General features: G+C 62.8%; 20 protein-coding genes and 1 riboswitch. Of the genes, 8 read left to right on the plus strand and 12 right to left on the minus strand.

The window, feature by feature from the left end; translation table 11 throughout:
* Positions 1 to 296: 296 nt before the first annotated feature.
* From kdsB to BUC24_RS15530, 5 genes are read right to left on the minus strand one after another with little or no spacing between them, the layout of a single operon-like run.
* Entirely contained in the window at positions 297 to 1,046 is a 750-nt protein-coding gene (kdsB, locus tag BUC24_RS15510) for a 3-deoxy-manno-octulosonate cytidylyltransferase (RefSeq protein ID WP_073217984.1), read from the minus strand.
* Positions 1,047 to 1,049: 3 nt separating this feature from the next.
* Entirely contained in the window at positions 1,050 to 1,220 is a 171-nt protein-coding gene (locus BUC24_RS15515) for a Trm112 family protein (protein ID WP_073217986.1), read from the minus strand.
* Positions 1,201 to 2,235 carry a tetraacyldisaccharide 4'-kinase gene (gene lpxK / locus BUC24_RS15520; protein ID WP_073217988.1) on the minus strand — a complete coding sequence of 345 codons (1,035 nt, stop codon included), beginning with the start codon at positions 2,233 to 2,235 and terminating at the stop codon, positions 1,201 to 1,203. Before lpxK ends, BUC24_RS15515 begins: the two co-directional genes overlap by 20 nt.
* A gap of 36 nt (positions 2,236 to 2,271) precedes the next feature.
* Positions 2,272 to 2,724 (minus strand): ExbD/TolR family protein, encoded by a 453-nt coding sequence (locus tag BUC24_RS15525; RefSeq protein WP_073220177.1) that lies wholly within the window; start codon positions 2,722 to 2,724, stop codon positions 2,272 to 2,274.
* A complete protein-coding gene (locus BUC24_RS15530) occupies positions 2,724 to 3,329 on the minus strand; it encodes a MotA/TolQ/ExbB proton channel family protein (RefSeq protein WP_073217991.1) in 606 nt (201 codons plus the stop codon). The genes BUC24_RS15525 and BUC24_RS15530 overlap by 1 nt, the downstream gene beginning before the upstream one ends.
* 1,163 nt (positions 3,330 to 4,492) lie before the next feature.
* Here BUC24_RS15530 and xseA point away from each other — a divergent pair.
* The 3 genes from xseA (at position 4,493) to BUC24_RS15545 (ending at position 7,824) form a co-directional block, all read left to right on the plus strand.
* Positions 4,493 to 5,845 carry an exodeoxyribonuclease VII large subunit gene (gene xseA / locus BUC24_RS15535; protein WP_073217998.1) on the plus strand — a complete coding sequence of 451 codons (1,353 nt, stop codon included), beginning with the start codon at positions 4,493 to 4,495 and terminating at the stop codon, positions 5,843 to 5,845.
* 82 nt (positions 5,846 to 5,927) lie between these two features.
* Positions 5,928 to 6,506, plus strand: a complete 579-nt coding sequence (gene sodB, locus BUC24_RS15540; RefSeq protein ID WP_073218001.1) for a superoxide dismutase [Fe] — start codon at positions 5,928 to 5,930, stop codon at positions 6,504 to 6,506.
* Positions 6,507 to 6,591: 85 nt separating this feature from the next.
* Complete coding sequence (locus BUC24_RS15545; RefSeq protein WP_073218005.1) at positions 6,592 to 7,824, plus strand: hypothetical protein; 1,233 nt, start codon at positions 6,592 to 6,594, stop codon at positions 7,822 to 7,824.
* Here BUC24_RS15545 and BUC24_RS15550 read toward each other — a convergent pair.
* Positions 7,821 to 8,531 carry a glutathione S-transferase N-terminal domain-containing protein gene (locus tag BUC24_RS15550; RefSeq protein ID WP_073218008.1) on the minus strand — a complete coding sequence of 237 codons (711 nt, stop codon included), beginning with the start codon at positions 8,529 to 8,531 and terminating at the stop codon, positions 7,821 to 7,823. The two genes, BUC24_RS15545 and BUC24_RS15550, sit on opposite strands and share 4 nt — an antisense overlap.
* 254 nt (positions 8,532 to 8,785) lie before the next feature.
* On the opposite strand from BUC24_RS15550, the gene BUC24_RS15555 reads away from it, so the two are divergent.
* Both BUC24_RS15555 and BUC24_RS15560 read left to right on the plus strand, forming a co-directional pair.
* Complete coding sequence (locus tag BUC24_RS15555; RefSeq protein ID WP_073218011.1) at positions 8,786 to 10,372, plus strand: proprotein convertase P-domain-containing protein; 1,587 nt, start codon at positions 8,786 to 8,788, stop codon at positions 10,370 to 10,372.
* 343 nt (positions 10,373 to 10,715) lie between these two features.
* Positions 10,716 to 11,417, plus strand: a complete 702-nt coding sequence (locus BUC24_RS15560; RefSeq protein WP_073218013.1) for a response regulator — start codon at positions 10,716 to 10,718, stop codon at positions 11,415 to 11,417.
* A 12-nt stretch (positions 11,418 to 11,429) separates the two neighbouring features.
* On the opposite strand, the gene BUC24_RS15565 is transcribed toward BUC24_RS15560, so the two are convergent.
* Complete coding sequence (locus BUC24_RS15565) at positions 11,430 to 12,119, minus strand: hypothetical protein (protein ID WP_073218016.1); 690 nt, start codon at positions 12,117 to 12,119, stop codon at positions 11,430 to 11,432.
* 1 nt (position 12,120) lies between these two features.
* Positions 12,121 to 13,011: a MipA/OmpV family protein gene (locus BUC24_RS15570; protein WP_073218020.1), complete on the minus strand. Its 891-nt coding sequence runs from the start codon at positions 13,009 to 13,011 to the stop codon at positions 12,121 to 12,123.
* 356 nt (positions 13,012 to 13,367) lie between these two features.
* Between BUC24_RS15570 and BUC24_RS15575 the strand changes: the two genes are divergently transcribed.
* On the plus strand, positions 13,368 to 14,663 hold the full coding sequence (locus BUC24_RS15575) for an ATP-binding protein (RefSeq protein ID WP_073218023.1): 1,296 nt from the start codon (positions 13,368 to 13,370) through the stop codon (positions 14,661 to 14,663).
* Here BUC24_RS15575 and BUC24_RS15580 read toward each other — a convergent pair.
* From BUC24_RS15580 to BUC24_RS15595, 4 genes are all read right to left on the minus strand, one after another.
* On the minus strand, positions 14,655 to 15,008 hold the full coding sequence (locus tag BUC24_RS15580) for a hypothetical protein (protein ID WP_073218026.1): 354 nt from the start codon (positions 15,006 to 15,008) through the stop codon (positions 14,655 to 14,657). The two genes, BUC24_RS15575 and BUC24_RS15580, sit on opposite strands and share 9 nt — an antisense overlap.
* Positions 15,005 to 15,739 (minus strand): thiol:disulfide interchange protein DsbA/DsbL, encoded by a 735-nt coding sequence (locus tag BUC24_RS15585; protein ID WP_073218029.1) that lies wholly within the window; start codon positions 15,737 to 15,739, stop codon positions 15,005 to 15,007. The genes BUC24_RS15580 and BUC24_RS15585 overlap by 4 nt, the downstream gene beginning before the upstream one ends.
* Positions 15,740 to 15,849: 110 nt before the next feature.
* Positions 15,850 to 16,728: a cobalamin-binding protein gene (locus BUC24_RS15590; RefSeq protein WP_073218032.1), complete on the minus strand. Its 879-nt coding sequence runs from the start codon at positions 16,726 to 16,728 to the stop codon at positions 15,850 to 15,852.
* 2 nt (positions 16,729 to 16,730) lie between these two features.
* Positions 16,731 to 18,698 carry a TonB-dependent receptor family protein gene (locus BUC24_RS15595; RefSeq protein WP_073218035.1) on the minus strand — a complete coding sequence of 656 codons (1,968 nt, stop codon included), beginning with the start codon at positions 18,696 to 18,698 and terminating at the stop codon, positions 16,731 to 16,733.
* Positions 18,699 to 18,773: 75 nt separating this feature from the next.
* Positions 18,774 to 18,975, minus strand: a riboswitch (cobalamin riboswitch).
* 135 nt (positions 18,976 to 19,110) lie between these two features.
* On the opposite strand from BUC24_RS15595, the gene BUC24_RS15600 reads away from it, so the two are divergent.
* Together BUC24_RS15600 and BUC24_RS15605 are read left to right on the plus strand one after the other, a co-directional pair.
* Positions 19,111 to 21,321 (plus strand): M1 family metallopeptidase, encoded by a 2,211-nt coding sequence (locus BUC24_RS15600; protein ID WP_073218037.1) that lies wholly within the window; start codon positions 19,111 to 19,113, stop codon positions 21,319 to 21,321.
* Positions 21,318 to 22,199 (plus strand): hypothetical protein, encoded by an 882-nt coding sequence (locus tag BUC24_RS15605; protein ID WP_073218040.1) that lies wholly within the window; start codon positions 21,318 to 21,320, stop codon positions 22,197 to 22,199. The genes BUC24_RS15600 and BUC24_RS15605 overlap by 4 nt, the downstream gene beginning before the upstream one ends.
* The last annotated feature ends 28 nt before the right edge of the window (positions 22,200 to 22,227 follow it).

The following is a 22,227-nucleotide window of genomic DNA, read 5'->3' on the forward strand; positions in this document are numbered from 1 at the left end:
CGCGCAGGCGGGCGGCCATGCCACTTTACCGAATTCGGACAAGTGGTATGGGCCCCCGCCTGCGAGCCCGCCTTCGCGAGCTGCTACATCGCGCTCGCGCAGGCGGGCGGCCATGCCACTTTACCGAATTCGGACAAGTGGTATGGGCCCCCGCCTGCGGGCCCGCCTTCGCGAGCTGCTACATCGCGCTCGCGCAGGCGGGCGGCCATGCCACTTTACCGAATTCGGACAAGTGGTATGGGCCCCCGCCTGCGCGGGGGCGATGTTTTCGGGCCTCGTGCCAGCGCACGCGCTGTTTATGCGTAGTGCTTGCGGACCCGTTCCAGGTCTTCGGGCGTATCCACCCCTGCCGCTGGCGCGCTGTCCGTGATATGCACCGCGATCGGGTAGCCATGCCACAGCACGCGCAACTGCTCCAGCGCTTCGATCGATTCCAGCGGTGCCGGCTCAAGACCGGGATAGGTCTGCAAAAACGCATTCGAATACGCGTACAAACCAATGTGCCGCAGCGGCTGATACCCGGCCGGCAGCACCGCGCGCGAGGCGGCAAAGCCATCGCGGTCCCACGGGATGGTGGCACGCGAGAAGTACAGCGCGCGCTGCTGTTTGTCCAGCACCACCTTGACCACGTTGGGATTGAAGGCGTCGGCCGCCTCCGTGATCGGATGAGCGCAGGTGGCCATCGGCACACCGGCACCAATCCGGCTGGCGGTGGCCGCCAGCAAAGCGGGATCGATCAGCGGCTCATCGCCCTGCAGATTGACCACCACGTCTTCCGGCGCCAGGTTGAGCGTGCGCGCCACCTCGGCAATGCGGTCGGTGCCGGACGGATGGTCGGCGCGCGTCATGCACACTTCCACCCCGTGCGCCGTGCAGGCAGCGGCAATGTCAGCATGGTCGGTCGCCACGATAATGCGGCTGGCGCCCGACAGCACTGCCCGTTCGGCCACCCGCACCACCATGGGTTTGCCACCCAGGTCGGCCAGCGGCTTGTTCGGCAGTCGCGTTGACGCCAGACGCGCCGGAATGATGACGATGAATCCCATCGTTTACACCGGCTCGATCTTGCGCGCCTCGTCCGCCCACATGATGGGAATGCCATCGCGGATCGGGAACGCCAGCCGGTCAGGGCGGCAGGTCAGTTCCTGGGCCTTTTTATCGTAGTCGAGCGGGCCCTTGCACACCGGGCAGACCAGAATATCAAGCAGTCGAGCATCCACGACATTTCTCCACAATGAGTTCGGCCAGCGGCGCATCAAGCGTCGCCGTCACCGGAACGACCCACAAGCGCGGGTCATTTCTGAGTTGTTCAATTTGCCCACATTTTACTGCATCCTTCTCGGTGATCAGGATGATGTCGGCGTCGACCTGCGCGAACGGGTCGTCGAGAAAATCGTGGTGGTCCGGCAGCGCCAACTCGCCGATCTCCAGACCCGCTGCGCGCAGCATCGCAAAAAAGCGGCCCGGGTTACCGATGCCTGCGGCAGCGACCAGGCGTTTGCCTGCCAGCGCCGCCAGTGGCAGCTGCCGCGCCGGTTCCAGCAAGGGCGCGGCAGCCAGCCCGTCGAGCTGCATCCGAAACGGCGTGCCGCCCACTTGCGCGCGCAAGGCCGGCGTAATGACGGGCGCATTGATGATCGTGAAATCGCGCCGGCGCGAGGCCGGTTCGCGCAGCGGTCCGGCTGGCAGCAGCCAGCCATTGCCCGCACCGCGGCCATCAAACAGCACGATCTCGACGTCGCGCGCCAGCGCGTAGTGCTGCAGGCCGTCGTCGGAAATAAGAATGTCGACCTGGGGATGGGCCGCCAGCAGCGCGCGTCCGGCGGCGGCGCGGTCGCGCCCCACCACTACCGGACAGCCGCTGCGGCGCGCGATCAGCAGCGGTTCGTCACCTGCGTCCTGCGCATTTGATGAAGGCGTCACGGCCAGTGGCGCGTCGCCACTGCGGCCATGGCCGCGCGAGATCACGCCGGGCGTAAAACCGGCTGCGCGCAGCACCTCGGCCAGCCAGATCGTCAGCGGCGTCTTGCCGGTCCCGCCAATGAAGATGTTACCCACCACCACCACCGGCACCGGCAAGCGCGCTGATTGCTTGATGCCGACGCGGTACATCAGCGCGCGCACGCTGGACAGCGCGCGAAACAGCAGCGACAAGGGCCACAGCGCGCAAGCAAGCGCGCCGCGCGCGAGCCAGGCCCGCGTCAGCGTCGATTCGAGGGATGAGGGGGAAGGCATCAGGAAAAACGGGCGCAGCCTTGCCGCGCCCGCCGCTTACTTCTTGCCGCCGGTCTGGGCGGCGAAGGTCAGCTTGTCGTAACCGGCAATGCGCGCCGCTTCCAGCACGTTGATGACCATCTGGTGCATCGCGAACTGGTCGGCGTTGACGATCACGACCGGGCTTTGCGCCCCGCCGGCTGGCGCCTGGCCATTGCTGGCATTGGCAGCGGCCTGCTTGAGGTCCTGGGCCAGGTCGTCCACGGTGCGGAAGGCCACCGGCACATTGTTGACGGTGTAGTTGCCCTTGGCGTCAACGGTGACGTTGATCTCGAGCGGCTTGTCGAGCGCTTTTTCAGCGTCGGCCGTCGGCAGCGTGATCTGCAGCTCGGTGAACTTGCTGTAGGTCGTGGTGACCATCATGAAAATCAGGATCACCAGCAGCACGTCGATGAACGGGATCAGATTGATCTCCGGATCCTCGCGCTTCTGGCCACGGCGGAAGTCCATCATTTGCGCGCACCATGGACGATGTCGACGAATTTGACCGCCTGCAGTTCCATATCGATGATGAAGGAATCCACCAGCGCGCGGAAGTGGCGGTAAGCGATCAGGGCCGGCATGGCGATGGCCAGACCAAAGCCGGTGTTATACAGCGCCACCGAAATACCGTGCGCCAGAACGGCCGGGTTGGTGCCGGTGGCGTTTTGCGCGCCGAAAATTTCGATCATGCCGACGATGGTGCCGAACAGACCCATGAGCGGCGCCAGCGACGCGATGGTGCCAAGCGTGGTCAGGAAGCGCTCGAGCAGGTGGGCAACGCCACGGCCGGCTTCTTCAATCGATTCCTTCATCACTTCGCGCGGCGCTTCCACGTTGCGCAAGGCGGCAGCGAGAACGGTGCCAAGCGGCGAATTGTTCTTCAGCTTCTCGATGATGTCCGGGGTGATTTTGCCGTTGTGATAAACGCGGATGACTTCGTCGAGCAGAGCGCGCGGCAGCAGCTTGGAGCGGCGCAGATAAATGGCGCGTTCAATGATCAGGGCGACTGCGACGATCGAGGCAATCAGCAAAAGATAGATAGGCCAGCCTGCAGCTTGAAAAATGGCGAACAAAACGAACTCCTGAGTAAGGGGAAAAGCGGATCGAAGCGAACCCCGGCAATGTAACGTGTTGCCAGCGAGACGGCAAGTACAGTTCTGCACATCCAATGTGGATAAGATTGTGCGCAAGAATCATTAAGCCCACCCATGCCCTTGATTCTTAAGGAAAAATCGTCATTGCATAAAAACAAGGCAGGTAAAAAATTAAAATTGCTCAAAGAGTTCTGAACAGCTTCTGTGGATAAAACTGTGCGCAATGGCTGGGCCATGAGGGGAAGCACTTGATTCCAAACGACATTCTCCAGCTGCGCACTTTTGCATCAATAGCCCTGAAACCAGGGTCAGATCACTTTTGCCGCGCATCTTTATCCCCGAAAACAGGGTTCGCAGTGCATTTTCGGAGTTGTCCCCGCTTTTGCACACTTTATGTGGACAACATTGTGCGCAAGCGCAAGCCGTGTTCATCAAGTGCTTGTTTCCATTGGATATTCTCTCTGTGCGCAAAAGGAAGGCAGCACTCGACAGGCAAGGCTGTGCACAAATTATGTGGACAACTTTGTGTGCAAACAACGGGGCACTACGGTAAGTCATTGAATACAAAGTAAATTCTGAAGCCGCTAAAAAATAGAGCAGCACGCGCGTGCGCTTTTTTGCACAAGTTCTGTGGATAATACTGTGCGCAAGGGTGGTCAAGGCCCGTCAAGCGTCTGATTCTAAAAGGAAAAGTTTTCCTGCCCAAAAATCATGCAGCGCCACCGCCAGCGGCGCCACAGCTGTTCTTCAGATCTCTTTCTAGCGCACGGTTCCAACTTGGGCGCCGCCTAACTTTATCCGCGTTTTCTGCACACTTTATGTGGACAAGATTGTTAACAATCTTTGCAGCACCCATCTAAGCGCTTGATTTGACTCGATTAATTTCCACTGCTCAACTTTGATGCGCCAGTGCACAGGACCAGCAGCGTGCACTTCCCCACACATTCTGTGGATAACTTTGTGAGCAAGTCCCACCACCTTGCGCAAAGTCCTTGATCTGTAAGGCTTTTCACGCCGTGCCACTAAAACACGCACGCGCGTTTTTCTTTTATAATCAGATACTTAGATAAATTCCTTGTTGTTTCGCGCGATATGTGACATAAGCATGACCGCCGATTTTTTTTGTGGACAGATTCCAAAGCATGATTGAATCCGACAGCAGCTATACCGCGCCGCCCGTACTGACGGTCACGGCACTCAACGCCCAGGTCGCACGCCTGCTGGAGCGCTCTTTTCCCCTGACCTGGATTGGCGGGGAAATTTCCAATTTCACGCGCGCCAGTTCCGGGCACTGGTATTTCACGCTCAAGGATGACGCCGCCCAAGTCCGTGCTGTCATGTTCCGCGGCAAATCGCAGTACGCCAACTTCATCCCGCGCGAAGGCGACAAGGTCGAAGTGCGAGCCCTGGTCACCCTGTACGGCGCACGTGGCGACTACCAAATCAATGTCGAATCCATCCGGCGCGCGGGCGTCGGCGCCTTGTACGAAGCCTTCCTGCGCCTGAAAGACAAGCTTGGCGCACAAGGCCTGTTTGACACCGAGCGCAAGCGCGCCCTGCCCTTGTTCACGCGCGCCATCGGCATTGTCACCAGCCCGCAGGCGGCGGCGCTGCGCGATATTCTCAGCGCCCTCAAGCGGCGCGCGCCGCACGTGCGCATCGTGCTCTACCCCGCACCCGTGCAGGGCCAGGGCGCGGCCGAACGGATTGCCGGTGCCATCGCCACGGCCTCGCGCCGTGCCGAGGTCGATGTGCTGCTGGTGTGCCGCGGCGGCGGCTCGATTGAAGACCTGTGGAGCTTTAACGAAGAAGTGGTGGCCTGGGCCATTGCCGACTGCAGCATGCCCGTCATTGCCGGCATCGGCCACGAAACCGACTTCACCATTGCCGACTTCAGTGCCGACATGCGCGCCGCCACCCCAACGGCCGCCGCCGAACTGGCCGCCACCCCGCACGCCGACTGGCTCGCTTCGCTGGCGGCCGACGCCACCGACCTGCGACGCGCCATGCAGCGGGCGCTGGGCGCAGCAAATCAGGATCTGGACAACTGGAGCCGCCGCCTGCTCAGTCCATCGGCCCAGATCGGCCACCAGCGCCTGAAACTGGTGGCGCTGTCGACTGCGCTCACGCACGCCGTGCGCGCGCCGGTCAACCGGCACAGCTACGCACTGGCGCAGCTGCGCGCGCGCTGGAGCACCGAACGCCCTGATGTGCGCGCGGCGCGCTCGGACATTGCCACTTGGCAGCATCGGCTGGGCAGCAGCCTGGGGCACCAGCTGCAGCGGCGCCGCCATGCACTGGACGCACTGGCGGCCCAGCTTGAACTGCTCAACCCGCAACGCACGCTGGAACGCGGCTACGCCATCGTGCGTGACGCCTCTGGCAAGGTATTGCGCTCACCGGGCCAGATCCGCGTGCACGAAGCCATTCAAGTGCGGCTGGCCGAAGGCAGCGCCCAGGTTGGCGTGGCCAGCGTGCAAGGTGCACTCGAATAGCCTGCAATGATCAGCAAGACGAATTACAATAAGGGCCGTTTCCTAAGAATTAACGCTTTTCAAAACTAACAAAGGATAAGACATGGAACATACTCTGCCACCACTGCCGTACGCCATGGACGCACTCGCGCCGCACATCTCGAAAGAAACGCTCGAGTACCACTACGGCAAGCACCACCAGACCTATGTGACCAACTTGAACAACCTGATCAAGGGCACCGAGTTCGAGAACCTGTCGCTCGAAGAGATCATCAAAAAATCCTCCGGCGGCATCTTCAACAATGCAGCCCAGGTGTGGAACCACACCTTCTACTGGAACGGCATGAAGCCGGCCGGCGGCGGCGCACCTGCAGGCGCGGTGGCGGACGCCATCAACGCCAAGTGGGGCTCGTTCGACAAGTTCAAGGAAGAGTTCACCAAGTCGTGCGTGAGCAACTTCGGTTCGGGCTGGACCTGGCTGGTGAAAAAAGCCGACGGCAGCGTCGACATCGTCAACACCTCCAACGCCGGCTGCCCATTGACCAATGGCGACACCCCGCTGCTGACCTGCGACGTGTGGGAACACGCTTACTACATCGACTACCGCAACCTGCGCGCCAAGTACGTGGAAACGTTCTGGGGCCTGGTCAACTGGGACTTCGTGGCGAAGAACCTGGTGTAATACTGTCAGGCGACAGCTAGTACGAAAAGGCCCCGGTCCCAGACCCGGGCCTTTTTTGCTTTCAACGCAGAACAAGGACATGCCCATGCAGGCGACAAGAATCCTCCTCCTCGCTGGCGCGCTGTGTACCAGCGTGGCGGCCTGGGCCAGGCCACTGGAACTGGCGGCGCCGGGCACGCCCATCGCGCTGGATGCGCGGCCCAGGCACGTCGCCGCTGCCGACTGGCTGGCGCAGCAACGCTGGTACGGACTGACCTTGCAGGGCAATGCGCTGGTCGTGACCCCGGTCACGCAGCTGACCGAAGCCAGTTTTCACAGCGCCGTGGGCAAGGATGCCGACCGCATGCTCGAGGGGGCAAAGACAGCGCTGATCAAGCCGGCAATGGCGCTCAAGCTGGCACCGGACAGTCTGTTTGCGGTGCGCATACTGGACGACAACGGCGTACCGGTCGCGTTGCCCGCCGCCGCCTTTGCCGGCACCGCGCCCACCGACGTGCTGGGCCAGGGCTGGCAAAGCAAAGTCATCATTGCGGGTAAGGCATGGACCCTGTCCACCCGCAGCCAGCAACGGCCGGATGGCAAGCTGCTGGCAGGCTCCCTGGAAATCATCGGCAAAACAGAGGGTCGCGCGCCGCAGGTCTTGCTGCCCGCGTCCAGTGGCATGGCGTTCGCGCGCCAGGAGTTGCTGTGGATCGGCGACATTGATGGCGATGCCACGCCTGATCTGCTGGTGCGGCGCATGCGGCTGACCGGGGACGTGCAATACGTCTTTTTGCGCGGCGCCGACACGGCTGTCTTGACGATGCCGGACGCGCGCAAGGCCAGCTATTATTCGTCGGGCGTTGAACCGGAAAGCAATACCTTCACCTGGCCCAAAGACCGCTCCCCTGCTCCTTTCCGTTTAACCCGCAAAGGCGGCTTCTCCATCAGCAGTGCGGCCTGGCAGGAAGCTTTGGGAGATCCGCTACCTGCACTGCCGCGCACCCTGGCCGAGCGCCAGTACCAGCTGGGCAAGGAAACGATTCGTTTCACGCTTGAGTATCTACCGCGCGTGGGCGGCGTCGATGGGCCGGTGGGCGACGACATGTGGGCGGGGCAGGTGGTGGTGCGGGTATTTTTCCGCGGGCGCAGCCAGGTTCTGATGGAAGCGCAGGCGCCGGACGATGACAATTTCACGCTCTCGTTCGGCACCCTGGGCACCGAACCTGGCATCACGGTCGATTACCATCCGCACTACAACAATACCTTGCAATACCACTGGGTGTACGACGGCGAGCGCTTCCAGCAAGTGCTCGCCACCCAGCTGCAAGGCTGCTAGCTGCTCTTGCGCGCAGGGATGTTCAAGCCCTTCTGCACGGCCGGGCGGGCCACAAAGGCTGCTACCGCCCGCTTGACGTTGGCAAAGCGCTCGTACTCGACCAGCTCGCCCGCGCCATAGAAATTGACCAGATTGTTCACCCACGGGAAGATCGCAATGTCGGCGATCGAGTACTCGTCGCCCATCATCCACTGGCGCGTGGCCAGGTGCTTGTCCAGCACGCCCAGCAAACGCTTGGACTCGGCCACGTAACGGTCGCGCGGGCGTTTGTCTTCATATTCCTTGCCGGCGAACTTGTGGAAGAAACCGAGCTGACCAAACATCGGCCCGATCCCGCCCATCTGGAACATCACCCACTGAATCGTTTCGTAGCGGCGCGCCGGATCGCGGGGCAGCAGCTGGCCGGTTTTTTCCGCCAGATACAGCAAAATCGCGCCGGATTCAAACAGCGCCAGGGGTTTGGCGCCCGGCCCGTCCGGATCGATGATCGCGGGAATTTTATTGTTGGGATTGAGCGACAGGAATTCCGGGCTCAGCTGGTCATTGGTCTCGAAGCTGACCAGATGCGGTTCGTACGCCAGGCCGGTTTCCTCCAGCATGATCGAGACCTTCACGCCGTTGGGCGTGGGCAGCGAGTAAAGCTGCAGGCGTTCAGGATGTTGGGCCGGCCATTTGGCGGCGATGGGAAAAGCGGTCAGTGCAGTCATCGTGGCATCCGAAGAAAAAAGTAAACGAACAACAGTCTACGTCGATTCAGCAAAGCGCGTTGGCAGGCCGCCCGCTCGGCCGATGGCGCGATTTCGTAACACTTGGCGTCAATACGCAATACCGGCACATGCATGTTGGATAATCTTCTCCGGCTCCTTTTCGGCTATTGCCGTAAGGAGCTTGCTTCACGCACCATACAGTTGAAATAAAAATATTAATTACACATAAAAACGGAGAAATTATGGCTACACGCATGACTTTAGGGACTATTTTATTTCTTTCAGGCATTACCACGGCATTCGCCGCCGAACCGCTGTTTTACCCCGGCAGCACGGCCAGGGCCACCGCCAGCGGCAGCGCCAGCGTCGCGGGCGCGCCTTTTGCAGGCGAGCGCATGATCCGCAGCGCGCGCGTTGGCTTGCAGCTCAATCCCGCTGCCGTCAACGCGGGCGAACTGGCCTTGCCGCTGCCCGATGGGCGCCAGATCAATGCGCGCCGTTTCACCAGCTACAAAACCAAGAGCGGTTCGACGGTGTGGATCGGCAAGCACAGCAATGCTGAGATCGGCACGCCTGCCTCGGCCGAAGAAGAAACCGTCCTTGTTGTGCGCGATGGCAAAGTCACGGGTTCGGTGCACCACGAAGGCAAGCTGTACCGCATACGCGCCGGCGTGGACGGCACCCACGGCGTGGCCGAAATCGACTTGCGCAAATTCCCGCGCGACCACACCGAACCAGAGTACAAGCAACAGCTGGCCTTGAATGAAGCGGCCACGCTGCCGGCACCATCGACCCGGGTGGGCGCCGCTGCTGCCGCGCTGGCCGAGACGCCCGTGATTCGCGTGCTGGTCAATTACACCCCGGCGGCCAAGCGCACCACCAGCGATATCAACGCCCTGATCGACCTGGCCATTGCCGAAACCAACCAGGGCTACGTCAACGCCGGCGTCAACGCACGCGTGGAACTGGCGCATGCCGCCCTGGTGAACTACACCGAAAGCGGCAGCAACAGCACCGACCGCAGCCGTTACGCCGACGTGGACGACCGCGTGATGGACGAGATCCACGGCCAGCGCAACAGCTACGCAGCCGACGTGGGCGTGCTGCTCACCGACGGCAACAGCGCCTGTGGCAACGGCACCATCTACGCCTCGGCCACGTCGGCGTTTGCTGCCGTGACGACGGACTGCGCCACCGGCAACTACTCCTTTGGTCACGAGCTGGGCCACCTGTTCGGCGCGCGCCACAATCCCGAAGAAGACAACAGCACCACGCCCTACGCCTGGGGCCACGGCTACCTGTCGCCGAACCGCAACTGGCGCACCATCATGGCCTATGACTGCCCGAACGGCTGCAAGCGCCTGAACTACTGGTCCAACCCGGCCAAGACGCGCGATGGCGTTGCCATGGGCACCACTGCCAAAAACAACAATGCGCGCGTGCTGAACGAACGTGCCGCCGTACTGGCTGGCTTCCGTGGCGCACCGGCCAGCAGCGCTGTCGTGGTCAGCAACACCGGCGACTACACCATCCCCGACAACAACGCCACGGGCGTCTCGAGTCCGGTGACCGTTAACAGCAGCGGCAATGCGGGCAACGTCACGGCGGAGGTGAACATCATCCACCCTTACGTAGGCGACCTCGTGGTCGACCTGATCGGGCCGGACAACACCGTGTACAACCTGCAGAACCGCGCGGGCGGCAGTGGCGACAACATCCAGCGCAGCTTCAACGTCGCCGTCGGCGCCAAATCGCGGGTGGGCACATGGAAACTGCGTGTCACCGATCGCGCCGCGCAGGATAACGGCCACATTGAAAGCTGGACCTTCAAGTCCCAGTAAGCCCAAAAGTTGCACAATCGGGGTCAGACCTCAATTCTGCAACTAATGCTCATACTACATTTCCGCGCGATTTTCTTCGGAATCGTCTTCGCGAGGCCATCCAATGCCTCGCGAAGACCGCAGAATATGCCGCCGCGTGCCCATATCTCCATGGCTGCTTCTGCGCGCCCCGCATAAACTTCCCGACAGGTTCGGACTCCGCCCTGCGAAAACTTGCAGTATTGAGGTCTGACCCCGATTGTGAAAGTGTTGTTGTCACGAAAATGTATCGATTTGTCGTCGGCGGGGTGCATCCGTCCACTCCGGGCCGTGCTCTTATACAATACTGGCCAAGGAGATTGCCATGTATCGTGTATTGCTGGTGGAAGACGATTTGCGCCTGGCGCAACTGGTAACGGAGTATTTGAGCAGTTATGAGTTCTCTGTCGAGCTCGTAACGCGGGGCGATACTGCTCTCGCTAGCTTCAAGGAAACCATGCCCGATGTGGTGGTGCTTGATCTGATGTTGCCCGGTCTCGATGGCATGGTGGTCTGCCGTCAGATCCGCGATTGCAGCGATGTGCCCATCCTGGTCGTGACGGCGCGCGACGATACGTACGATGAAGTGTCGCTGCTGGAACAGGGCGCCGACGATTTTCTCAACAAGCCAGTCCAGCCGCGCGTGCTGCTGGCCCGGCTGCGCGCGCTGATGCGGCGCGCCCATGGCAAGCCGGAACCGGAAGGCGCGCCACTGACGTTCGGCGCCCTGGTCATTACCGCGAGCGACCGCACCGTCACCTGGCGCGGCCAGCCTTGTGTGCTCTCGAACACGGAATACAAGCTGCTGCTGGTGCTGGCCGAGTCAGCGGGGCATGTGCTGTCGCGCGATGCGCTATTGAAGAAAATGCGCGGTATCGAATTCGATGGCCTCGACCGCAGTATCGATAACTGTATCTCCAAGCTGCGCCGCAAGTTCGACGACGCCGAGTCGGAAAAAATCAAGACAGTATGGGGCGAAGGCTATTTGTTCTCCCCTTCAGCCTGGAATGCGCCCGCGCTGACTTGAGCCAGCCTGCACTCACTCAAACACTGGCGTAATAGCCAGTGGCACGTTCTGGGTGACCACCTGCTCCTTGCCATCCCCAAACGCATACGGCACCACACGGAAGCCTTCGTACGGATCGCCCTGGAAGGCTGGCCCTTCCCCAGGCGGCAAGGTGGGCGCCTCGCCCTTGCGCAGACGCACGCCCGGTTCGATCAATTCCTTGCTGAACACAAAGCGCACGCCGCGGCACTTGCTGGCGCGCAGGGTGATATCAACGTAGCGCTGGTAAGCAAGCGCCTGCTCACACGCGGCGCGCAGGTCGGCGCTATCGTACACGCCGTCGGGCCGAATCACGATCGAGATGCGCGCGCGGAACTGGTATTGGCCGGCAGGGCGGTTCAGCAGGAGCGAGGCGTTTTCGTCATACGCGGCCTTGCGCACCGGGAATACGGCGCGGCCGGTGGCATCCAGCGGCAGATTCTGGCGCATGGTCTTGCCTTGCAAGGTCAGCTGCAATCCTTCAGGCGACGCGTTCTTGTCGCGGCCGACCACTTGCAGATGCTGCTGTATCAGGTGCTTTGGTTTGCCGTATTTGTCGAACTGCACCATGGTGCGGTAGACGTCACGATAGCTCATCCATGCCACGTCGTTCGACTGGCCCATGGCACTGGCGGCCGTGAACAGCAGTGCAAGCAACAAGGAAGGATGGCGTAAGTTCAACATATCAGAATCGGTAAGCCAGGCCAGTATGCACGGTAAAGCCGGCAGCGCGCTGTACCAGCGGGCTGTGACGCGCGTCGCCCTTGAGCAGGGTCAGGCGCGCGCCGCTGGCCAGGACCCAGGCGGGCGACAGCGACCAGTTCCAGCCGGCACCGAGCCAGGCGTCGCGCACGCCGCCCCGTGGCGCGTATGGGGCAAAGCCGCTGGCCAGTGCATCGTCGTCGTTGATGCCGAAAAAGCTGCGGTTGTGGGCGCCGTTGACCAGCGTCACACCGGCGCTCAGCGTCAGCCGATGGTGCGGCGCCAGTTCGATGGCCGTGCGCTGCACGCCCATGTTGGCGATCAAGCCATTGTGATCGTTGCCGGCGCCGTACAGCAAGGTGCTGACCAGGCGCACATCCGGGCTGAGATAGTAATTCAGGAAGACCCCACCTTGCAGGCGCGGCTTGATTTCGGCCAGTCCGGCCAAAGGATTTGCGCTGAGGTCGGTTTCGGCCTCGGGCGCGATGCCACTGATCTGGCGCACGCCAAAGCCGTAGACGGTGTCGCCAATCGCGCCGGCGCTGCTGCCCACCCCGTCGGCACCATTGTTGACGCCGCCAGCGTCGCGGCCAGGATCAATCGCCAGCAAGGGGCCATACTCCCACGCGCGCTGCTTGGACAAGTGCATGCCGGCACTCATGCCGGAAATAAAAATACCCTGACTGGTTTCGAATTGCAGTAAGGGACGGGCCCGTACCCGACGCTCGCCTGCTCCCTGATATGCCTGTGCCGCGACCACGCCCACGCCGATGTATCGGTCAAAGCTACCGTCGGGCATGGGGTTGGTGGTGGGCGTCTGAGCCGCCGCAGCTGCGCTGGCACAGCTCAGAAAGAAGGCAAAAAACGTTTTCATCTGTATGGTCGGGAGTCAGGTTGGCAAGCATTTTACCTTGCCGCCCTGACACCCCTATTCCAGCCGGGCCAATGCGACGAAAATAGCCGTCCGCGAGGGGCGCGCGACAGACTGAACGGCATAGGCCAGGCTTCCAGCGAATAAAAAAAGCCCACGACACGCAAGCATCGGTGGGCAAACGGAAACCGATACCTGCATCGTATGCGGCTCACATCATTTTTTCCTCCTCGCAATGTCGGCCAATTGTCGCGAATTTGTAATTCCCCCACGCCCATCTTTGCTCGCATACAATGCGACGCAGGAGGCTATATGGTTTTGGCAACAGGGCGCAGACGGCAGGCACAAGGCGGGACGGCATGAACCGGATCTTTTTCCGCTTCTTCGTGCTGGTCATGCTGTCGATCACGGTGGCGACCTTTGTGGTGTATTTCGCCATCAGCCGCCTGTTCGGCGACCCGCTGGACGATATTGCGCGGCGCCAGGCCGAAGCGCAGATCTTTCTGATCGAGCAATATGTCGACAAGGCCCCCACCGATGAGTGGCTGGTGCGCCTGAACAAGGTGCGCGAGGTGTCGGACATTCATATCGACCTTATTCCGCTGGCCAATGCGTATGCCGGCCTGCCCGCCTCGCAGCACGACCGGCTCAAGCGCGGGGAAGTGGTGCTCGACGTGGCCAACAAGGCCTTCTTCCGCCGGGTGGATTTGTACGGCAACTATTACGTGGGCAGCGCCGATGAAGTGATCCTGGCGCGCGACCTGCCCATCGACATTGGCCTGGCACTCAAAATGGAAGCGGTGCGGTACGTGATCGTGGCGCTGGCCCTGCTTATTCCCATTGCACTGTGGTCGCGCTCGCACTGGACCGGCCTGCAGCGCCTGGCCAGCGTGGCCGACCAGGTCGGCGCCGGCCAGCTGGCAGCGCGCGCCAACATGCCCAAGTCGGCCAGCATCTATCCCCTGGCCGAACGCATGAATCATATGGCGGGCAGAATTGAAAGCTTGCTGGAAGCCCAGCGCAATCTGCTTCATTCGGTGTCGCATGAATTGCGTACCCCGATCGCGCGCCTGGAATTCGCGCTGGAATTGCTGCGCGCAGCGGCCGCCGATCCGGCCCTGGAGCAGCGCATTGCAGCGATGGAAGGCGATCTGGCCGAGCTGAACGGCCTGGTCAACGAACTGCTGAGCATGACGCGGATGGAGAGTGGCCAGGCCCTGCGCACGGCCCCGCTCGACCTGGCGCAAGCGCTGCAGCAATGTGCCGCTGCCTTGCCACCAGGGCCGTGCGCGGTGGCGCTGGACGTGCCGGCCGCGATCGGCACGGTCGAGGCCGATCAGCGCCTGCTGGCGCGCGCCATTGGCAATTTGCTGCGCAACGCGCAAAAATACGGGAACAAGGAAATTCGCTTGTCGGCGCGCCGTGCCGCGGCCCTGGAAATCATGGTGGACGATGATGGCCCGGGCATTCCGGAAGCCGAGCGGGCGCGCGTGTTTGAACCGTTCTACCGGCTCGACCGCAGCCGCGACCGCGCCACTGGCGGCTTTGGCCTGGGCTTGTCCATTGCCAGCAAGGCGATCGCCCTGCACCAGGGCTCGATCCGGATCGAAGCGTCGCCGCTGGGCGGCGCACGCTTCGTGATTACCTTACCTTGATACCTTGCGCGGCGCCACCGGCGCCTTGGGCGGCGCTTCGGGCGACAAATGCGCCATGCCGTACCACAGGTGCTGCCACCAATGGGGCCGCGACGATGCCACTTGCAGACAGACCAGGTCGACTTCACCCTTGAACACGGGGTCTTCGCACTGGCGCGTCATCAGCGCGTTGCGCTGATTTTCCGCGTTGATCAGGGAAATCGCCAGCCACAGCACCAGTCCGGCCAGCAAGACCACCAGCGTCCACGCCACTTGATTCACACGCGTGGTCTCGAACAGGTCGTCTTCCACCGGAAGCGACCCGTCGTAGATCTTCAGTAACTTGGCTTCTGCTTCTTCACTCATTTCTTCACGGTCTTTGCAGTCTTGGCAGCAGGCGCGGCCGGCGCCGGGGCGGCCACGGGCGCTGCCGGTGCTTTTTCCTTGGCTGCCTTGGCGACCAGGAAATCAAGCGTGCTCATGGTCACGGCAACGGCTTGCTCGCCAATGGCCGGATTGGCCGCGCCCACAATGCTGGGCGAGGTCACGTATTTACCATCGACCACGAAGGTCGGCGTGCCGTTGATGCCGTACAAATTGACGATCTTTGGCATCTGCTTCAGTTTAGTCAACACACCGAAGGAATTCCAGGCTTCGAGGAATTTGGCATTGTCCAGACCGCTGCTCTTCTTGACCCATTCCAGGATGGCATCGTCCTTGATCAGGCGCTGGCGCTCGACGTGCATGGCGCGGAACACCTTCGGGCTCACTTCGTCAGCCTTGCCCATCGCTTCGAGCGTGAGGAACAAATGGGTTTCCGGATCCGACGGCCCCTGGAACGGATAGGCAATGCGGCGGAAATGGATGTTGCTACCCTGTTTTTTGATCCAGGCAGCGGTATCGGATTCGATCACGTAGCAATGCGGGCAATGATAGGCGAAAAACTCCAGTACTTCGACCTTGTTGCCGACGGCCTGGGTGGCCTGAGGCGCGGTCAGCGTGGTGTATTCAGCACCGTTTTTCGGTTCGGCAGGGCTGGCAAAGGCATTGGTGGCGATCAGCGCGGCGGCGGCGACAGCAAGACGGAGGAAACGCATACTTATCCTTGTTGATTGGTTGAGCGAACGATCGCGAGATTACCACTTTTTTGCGGTCGACCATGGGCCAACCGCCCTTTTTTGCAATTGCTTACCCCTGTAACGCAGGGTTACGGGCGCCGTTGACGTGCCAGTTCCAGTTTTTCGCATAATTCGGCGGCGCCATCGACCATGCGCGGGCCTGCCCGCGCCAGCAAGCCGCCCGAGAGCGAAAACAGGTTGCCGCGCCGGACCGCGAGCATGCTTTTATAGGGTTTCCAGATCTGCAAGCCACTGCCTGCCAGCTCGTCGCCGGCGCCGCCAAAGATGGCTTCGGGGTCGGCACCAATGACCGCTTCCACGCTCACTTCGGGCGCCTTGACCGGCAAACTGGCAAACACATTCTCGCCACCACACAGGCGCACTGCGTCGCTGACGATCTGCTTGCCGTTCAGGGTGTACAGCGGCTTGTCCCAGATCTGGTAAAACATGCGCACCGGTGGCCGCTTGCCATAGCGCGCGGCCAGCGCCGCCACCTTGGCCCGAAACACGCCTGCCGCGGGGCGCGCCACCGCTTCTGTGCCCATCAGTTGACCCAGCCGTTCGACGCTGCTGGCGATTTGCTCCATCTGCTGCGGTTCGCTGTAGAACATGGGAATGCCCAGCTGGCGCAACTGCTCCAGCTGGCGCGCCGTATTCCCGCTTTGCCAGACCACCAGCAGATCGGGTTTGAGCGCGGCCAGACGTTCCATGTCGAGCGACGCGTTGCTGCCCACCTGGGCAATCTGCCTGGCTGCTTCGGGATAGTCGCTGTAGTTCATCACCCCCACCACGCGCGCGCCGCCCCCAGCGGCAAACAGCAGCTCCGTCACATGGGGCGACATCGAGATGATGCGCTGCGCCGGCTGCGCCAGCGTGACCTTGTTGCCGCTGTCATCGAGCACGCTGATGGCAGCCAGCGCTGGCGTGCCCGCCAGTGCCAGCAGCAGGCTTGCAAGTTGGCGCCACATGATCAGAACGCGTAGCGCACCGACGCCTTGATCTGGCGTCCGTCGCTCGGGTAGATCGCGCTGTTGCAGGCAAACGCGTTGCTGGTGTACTGGCGGTTGGCCAGGTTCTGGCCCGCCACGGCAAACTCCCACGCGCCCAGTTGGCGCGCATAGCGCGCGTCCAGCGTGGTGTAGGCGGCAATCGGCGTGGTGCAGCTGTTGGCAAAGTCGCCGCCGTCACGCTGCCGGTCGACCCACTGGACGCCCACATCGGCGCTGTGGCCGGACCCGGGCAGCCATGACAGGCGCAGGGTGGCCACGTTTTTCGGTACCAGCACCATGCTGCGGCCATCGTTCGGGCCCGCGGTAAAGCGCGCGTTCACGTGCTGCAGGTGGGCGCTCAGACGCACACTGTTGTCCAGCTGTGCGTGGCCATCGAGTTCAAGGCCGCGCCGTTCGGTCGGGTCCAGATTGGTGTTGGCGCCAAAGCCGTCGATGGTCGGGTCGTAGAAAATTTCGTCGTTCAGCGCATGGCGGAAGACGCGCGCGCTCAGGCCCAGCGTCGTGTCGCCCAGGACCGCGCCCAGTTCCAGGTCGCGCGAGGTCTGGATCTTGAGCACGGCCAGGCTGGCGCGATAGCCGTTTTCATCGGCATTGGGCACCCGGAAGCTCTGGCCCGTCTTCAGGAACAAATTGACCTTGGGCGCAACATCCACACTGCCCTGCAGTTCCCAGGCGTTTTGCGACTGCCTGCTGCCAGGCTGCTCGAATCCCAAGGCGTCGTGGACCTCCTTATCAATGCGCTCGTGGCGCACACCGGCGGCCAGGCGCGTGTTCCGCGCGGCGGGGAACTTCAGTTCGTCGCGCAGATAAATGGCACGCGACTTTTGCCGCACCTGGGAGCCGCTGCCAAACACGGTGGTGGTGATGCGGTCCCAGCGACCCAGGTCGACTCCGGCCACCAGCTCGTTGAGCACACCGCCCATCTCGGCCAGGTGGCGCAGACGCGGCGAAAACTGGTCTTGCTCACTGGTGTAGCGCAGCAGCGAGCCAATGTCGGAAAAGAAGTAGGTCGACTCCGTCACCTTGCGCCGGTGGGCCAGTTCGGCCGCCAGATCAAAGGCGCCGACCCGCTGCTCGACAAAGGCGCTGACCCGGTCCGAGCGCAGTGCGCCCACATCCTTCGGTGTACTGGCCTGGCGCGGATCGGCAGCGAACTGCTCGCCTGTCAGCGAACCAGCAAGCTGGGCATCCTGGCGCGCGCTGTCGACCCGCACGCCAGCCCGGCCAAGATCGCTGTAGCGCCACACGGCGCCGCCGCTGAAGGTGGTCTGGTCGAAATCGCTGTGCGCGCGGTAGTTGTCGGTGCGTTGACGGCCAAACGCGGCGTCCAGGGCGAGCGCGCCAAATGCGCGCGCCAGCGAGGCGCGGACGTCGGCCAGCCCGAACTGCCCTGCTTCGGCCCGCAGGCTGCCGTGCAGCTCGGCGCTGGCGGCGCGTTTGGTGATGATCTGGATCACACCGCCGGTGGCCCCGTCGCCATACAGCACGCTGGCGCCGCCGCGCACGATTTCGATACGTTCGATCGTATCGATCGGGATGGTGGACAAGATGGTGCTGCCCAAGTCATTTTCGGACAAACGCACGCCGTCGACCATCAGCACCATGTTCTGGCCACTGTTGGCGCCAAAGCCGCGCAGATCAAGCGCAAATTCGGGCGAACCATCCAGCCCCTGGCGGCCATACACGCCACCGATCTTGCGAATGGCCTGGTTCACATCGGCCACGCCCGCATTGCGGATCTCGGCCGCGCTGATGACGATGGCACCGACTGGCGCCAGCGCAGGATCGCTGGCGAAGCGGGCCCCCGTGATGGTCACTTCGGGCAGGACCTGTTCGTCGGCCTGGGCCGTGATGGCGCACAAGGACAGGCAGGCAGCTACGGCGAGCGGCTTGAGCGCGGGGGCGCGGCGGATAAGGGAATGCGTCATTGGACTCTTTACATGGATCTGGCACCGGGCCGGCGTCCCCGCAAGCCCGGTTCAACGGAAGGCGTGCCAGTGCGGGCCGCTTCCACCTGCTTTGGCCGGTATCCGGGCTGGCAGGACAAACCATCTCACCTTCCTGCGCCATGCACAGTGGTCTGGAGAAGGCCGGCCGCCTGACCAGGCGGCGCCTGCGTACCGTTGCGGGGGCAGCACACAAAGTGTTTCCCGTTTAACTGCCGGCGTGATCACGCCAGCGGGCACCAAAACGCGGTCATTATAAGCCTGCCATCCCGTGCCCACCACGGCCAGAGGCGATTTCAGGCGCCGCTTCGGCTGTCCTGTCGCATTTATTGGCTTTTTACCACCCTTGCCGATATAGTACTTCGCACCCAAACATCGCCTTCAGGAGTCACGCATGGCCATGAGCCGCACCCGTTCCATCCTTGCCACTGCGCTGGCCGCGCTGCTGGCCGCAGGCGCCGCCTTTCACGCCCACATTCACGCCCAGGTGACGATTGTGCCGGTACCCCTGCCGGCGATCGACGGCGGCATTCCCCTGGCCCGCGCCGACGCCGGCGCCGTGCACGTGCCCAGCGCCGCTGGCGCGTGGGGCGGTGCCCGCACCGGGCTGGAAGCGACCCTGTCGGACCGGGTCGTCAACTACGACATCGATGCCACGCTCGACCCGGTCAAGCATACCGTCAGCGGCCGCCAGAAGCTCACCTGGCGCAACCGCAGCGACGTGGCGGCGCGCAGCGTCTACGTGCATATGTACATGAACGCCTTCGAAGGACGTGGCAGCACGTTTTATACCGAGGGGCGCAACAGCAGCTCGGGCTTTCGCGGCGACGGCGAGCAACGCGACGGCGAGTGGGGCCATATTGCGCTACGCAGCGTGACCCAGGGCGGCGTCAAGGTAGGCACTGCGTTTGTCCAGCCCGACAACGGTCCCGCCACCGACCATACCGTCATGCGTTTTGATCTGCCGGCGCCGGTGGCCGCTGGCGCCTCGACCACGCTGGACATTGACTTTGTCACCCAGCTGCCACGCCTGGTGGCGCGCACCGGTTACTTTGGCAGTTTCCACCTGGTGGCCCAGTGGTTTCCAAAAATCGCCGTGCTCGAACTGGCCGGAGAACGGGGCGCGACGGCGCCGCGCTGGAACGCGCACGAATTCCATCAGCAGGCCGAGTTCTACGCCGACTTTGGCAACTTCGATGTGCGCCTGACTGTGCCCAAGGGCTACGTGGTGGGCGCCACTGGTGAAGCCCAGGGCGCCCCGCTGGAAAAAGACGGGATGCTGACCCACCACTATGTGCAGGGCGATGTCCACGATTTTGCCTGGACTGCCGACAATCGCACAGCACCACCACTGAAGGACAGCTGGACCGGTGCGGGCAGTCCACCAGTGGCTATTTCAGTGTTGTACCCGCCCGATATGGCTGCCAGCGCGGCGCCTGCCCTCAAGGCCGCGAAGGACTCGCTCAGCTATTTTTCGAACACGCTCGGCCCCTATCCGTACAAGACGCTCACGGTGGTGATCCCGCCACACAATGCGGGCGAGGCGGCCGGCATGGAATACCCGACCTTCTTTACCAGTATCGGTCTGGAGCGGGTCGAGCCAGATACGGTCGAGGCCTTTGAACTGCGCATGACCACCATCCACGAATTTGGCCACGGTTATTTCTACGGCATCCTGGCTTCGAATGAATTCGAGGAACCGCTGCTCGACGAAGGCTTGAACGAGTACTGGAACCACCGCATGCTGCGCGCGCTGAACGAGAACGTGTACCTTGGCACACCGCTTCTGAAGACGATCGGCTTTAACCCGAGGGTCAATGGTTTTGACGGCGAGCGCGCAGGTTCGCCGCGCGAAGAACCAGCCGATCCGCTCGGCGCCAATGCGTGGGACCGGCTGCAGGGGATTGGCCCGGTGTATGCGCGCGGCGCCACCGTCATGCGTGACCTGGAACAGCGCATCGGCACCGAGGCGACTGAACGCGCCTTCAAGGAATACTACAAGCGCTGGAAGTTCCGCCACCCCAGCGTTGCCGACCTGCGCGAAACGCTGGCCGAAGTGAGCGGGCGCCGCGCCGACGTGGAAGCCGTGTTCGCCCAGCAGGTCTACGCCACGGGCAAGGTGGATGACCGGGTGGATGCGTTTTCAAGCACCGAAGTACTGCCGCAAGCGGGCTCGCACGAAGTCAAAGGCAGCTGGATTGAAGAAAACAGTGACAAGCTCGAGGCGCGCATTGAGCGCGAACGCGAGGCCTGGTCCAAAGCCAACCCAAAAGCAGCCAAGGGCAGCGGCCCCTATGCCTTCCGCACCAGCGTCACGCTGCGCCGGCGCGGCGTGGCGGTGCCGCAGACGGTGCTGGTCAAGTTTGCCGATGGCAGTACCGAAACGGCCACCTGGGACGACCAGGCGCGCTGGAAGCGCCTGGTCTGGGTCAAGCCTGTCAAGGCCGTGTCGGTCGAGCTGGACCCGCAGCGCCGCCACTACCTTGACGTCAACAAGCTCGATGACAGCCGCACGCTGGAAGCGGACGGCAGCGCCTCGCGCCGCTGGACCGGCGACTTCAGCGCCGTCGTCACTTTCCTACTTTCCCTGATTGCTTCGGTATGATGAACCAGACACCCGCCCTCTCCTTTCCCGTTCTGCTGCGCGCCGCACGCGCAGCCCTGCAATGGCGCCTGCTGCTGCTGTGGGTACTGCTGATGCTGATCCCGGTTGCGATTCTCACCGTGCCAGCGTGGGCTGTGCTGGGCAACGCGCTCGATCATTCGGTGCACGCCAAGGCGCTCGCGCAACAGCTCGACATGCTGACCATGACCGATCTGATGTCCCTGCATGGCAAAAACGCCATGGCATTCAGCGTCGCCGGTGTGATCGGACTGATCGTCACGCTATTGCTGGCGCCCCTGCTCAGCGCCATGGCAGCAAGCGCGGCCCGTGCCGATGGCACTGCGGGTTTCCGCGAACTGGTGGGCGGCGCCGTGGCCGGCTACCTGCGCATGCTGCGCATGCTGGTGTGGTCAGTGGTGCCGCTGGGCCTGGCCGCAGCGCTCGGTGGCATGGCCATGGACGCCGCTGCCAGCCACGCCAGCGATGCCATCACGGCGGCCGATGGGCAGCTGTGGCGCTGGCTGGCCATGGGTTTGACGGCGCTGCTGGTGCTGCTGGCACACGCCAGCCTCGATGCCGGGCGCGCCCAGCTGGCCATTGAACGGCGCCGCAGTTCGGCCGTCAAGGCCTGGTGGGCGGGCTGCCGTCTGCTGGCGCGCCGTCCACTGCATGGGCTGGGCATCTATGCGCTGATCGCAGTGGCGGGTGTGACGCTGGCGGCGGGCCTGGCGGTGGCGCGTTTGAATGTCTCGGGCGCGAGTATCATCGGTTTGCTCGGCGCGCTGCTGCTGGTGCAACTGGCGGTGGCCGTACTGGGCTGGATGCGCACGGCGCGCCTGTTCGCCCTGATGGCGCTGGCGCGCGCGGACGCACGCTGATTATTGTATAGTCGGTGCTCCCGCGCGA

The organism is Massilia sp. CF038, from assembly GCF_900129765.1.
In the GTDB taxonomy this organism is placed as follows: Bacteria; Pseudomonadota; Gammaproteobacteria; order Burkholderiales; family Burkholderiaceae_D; genus Telluria_A.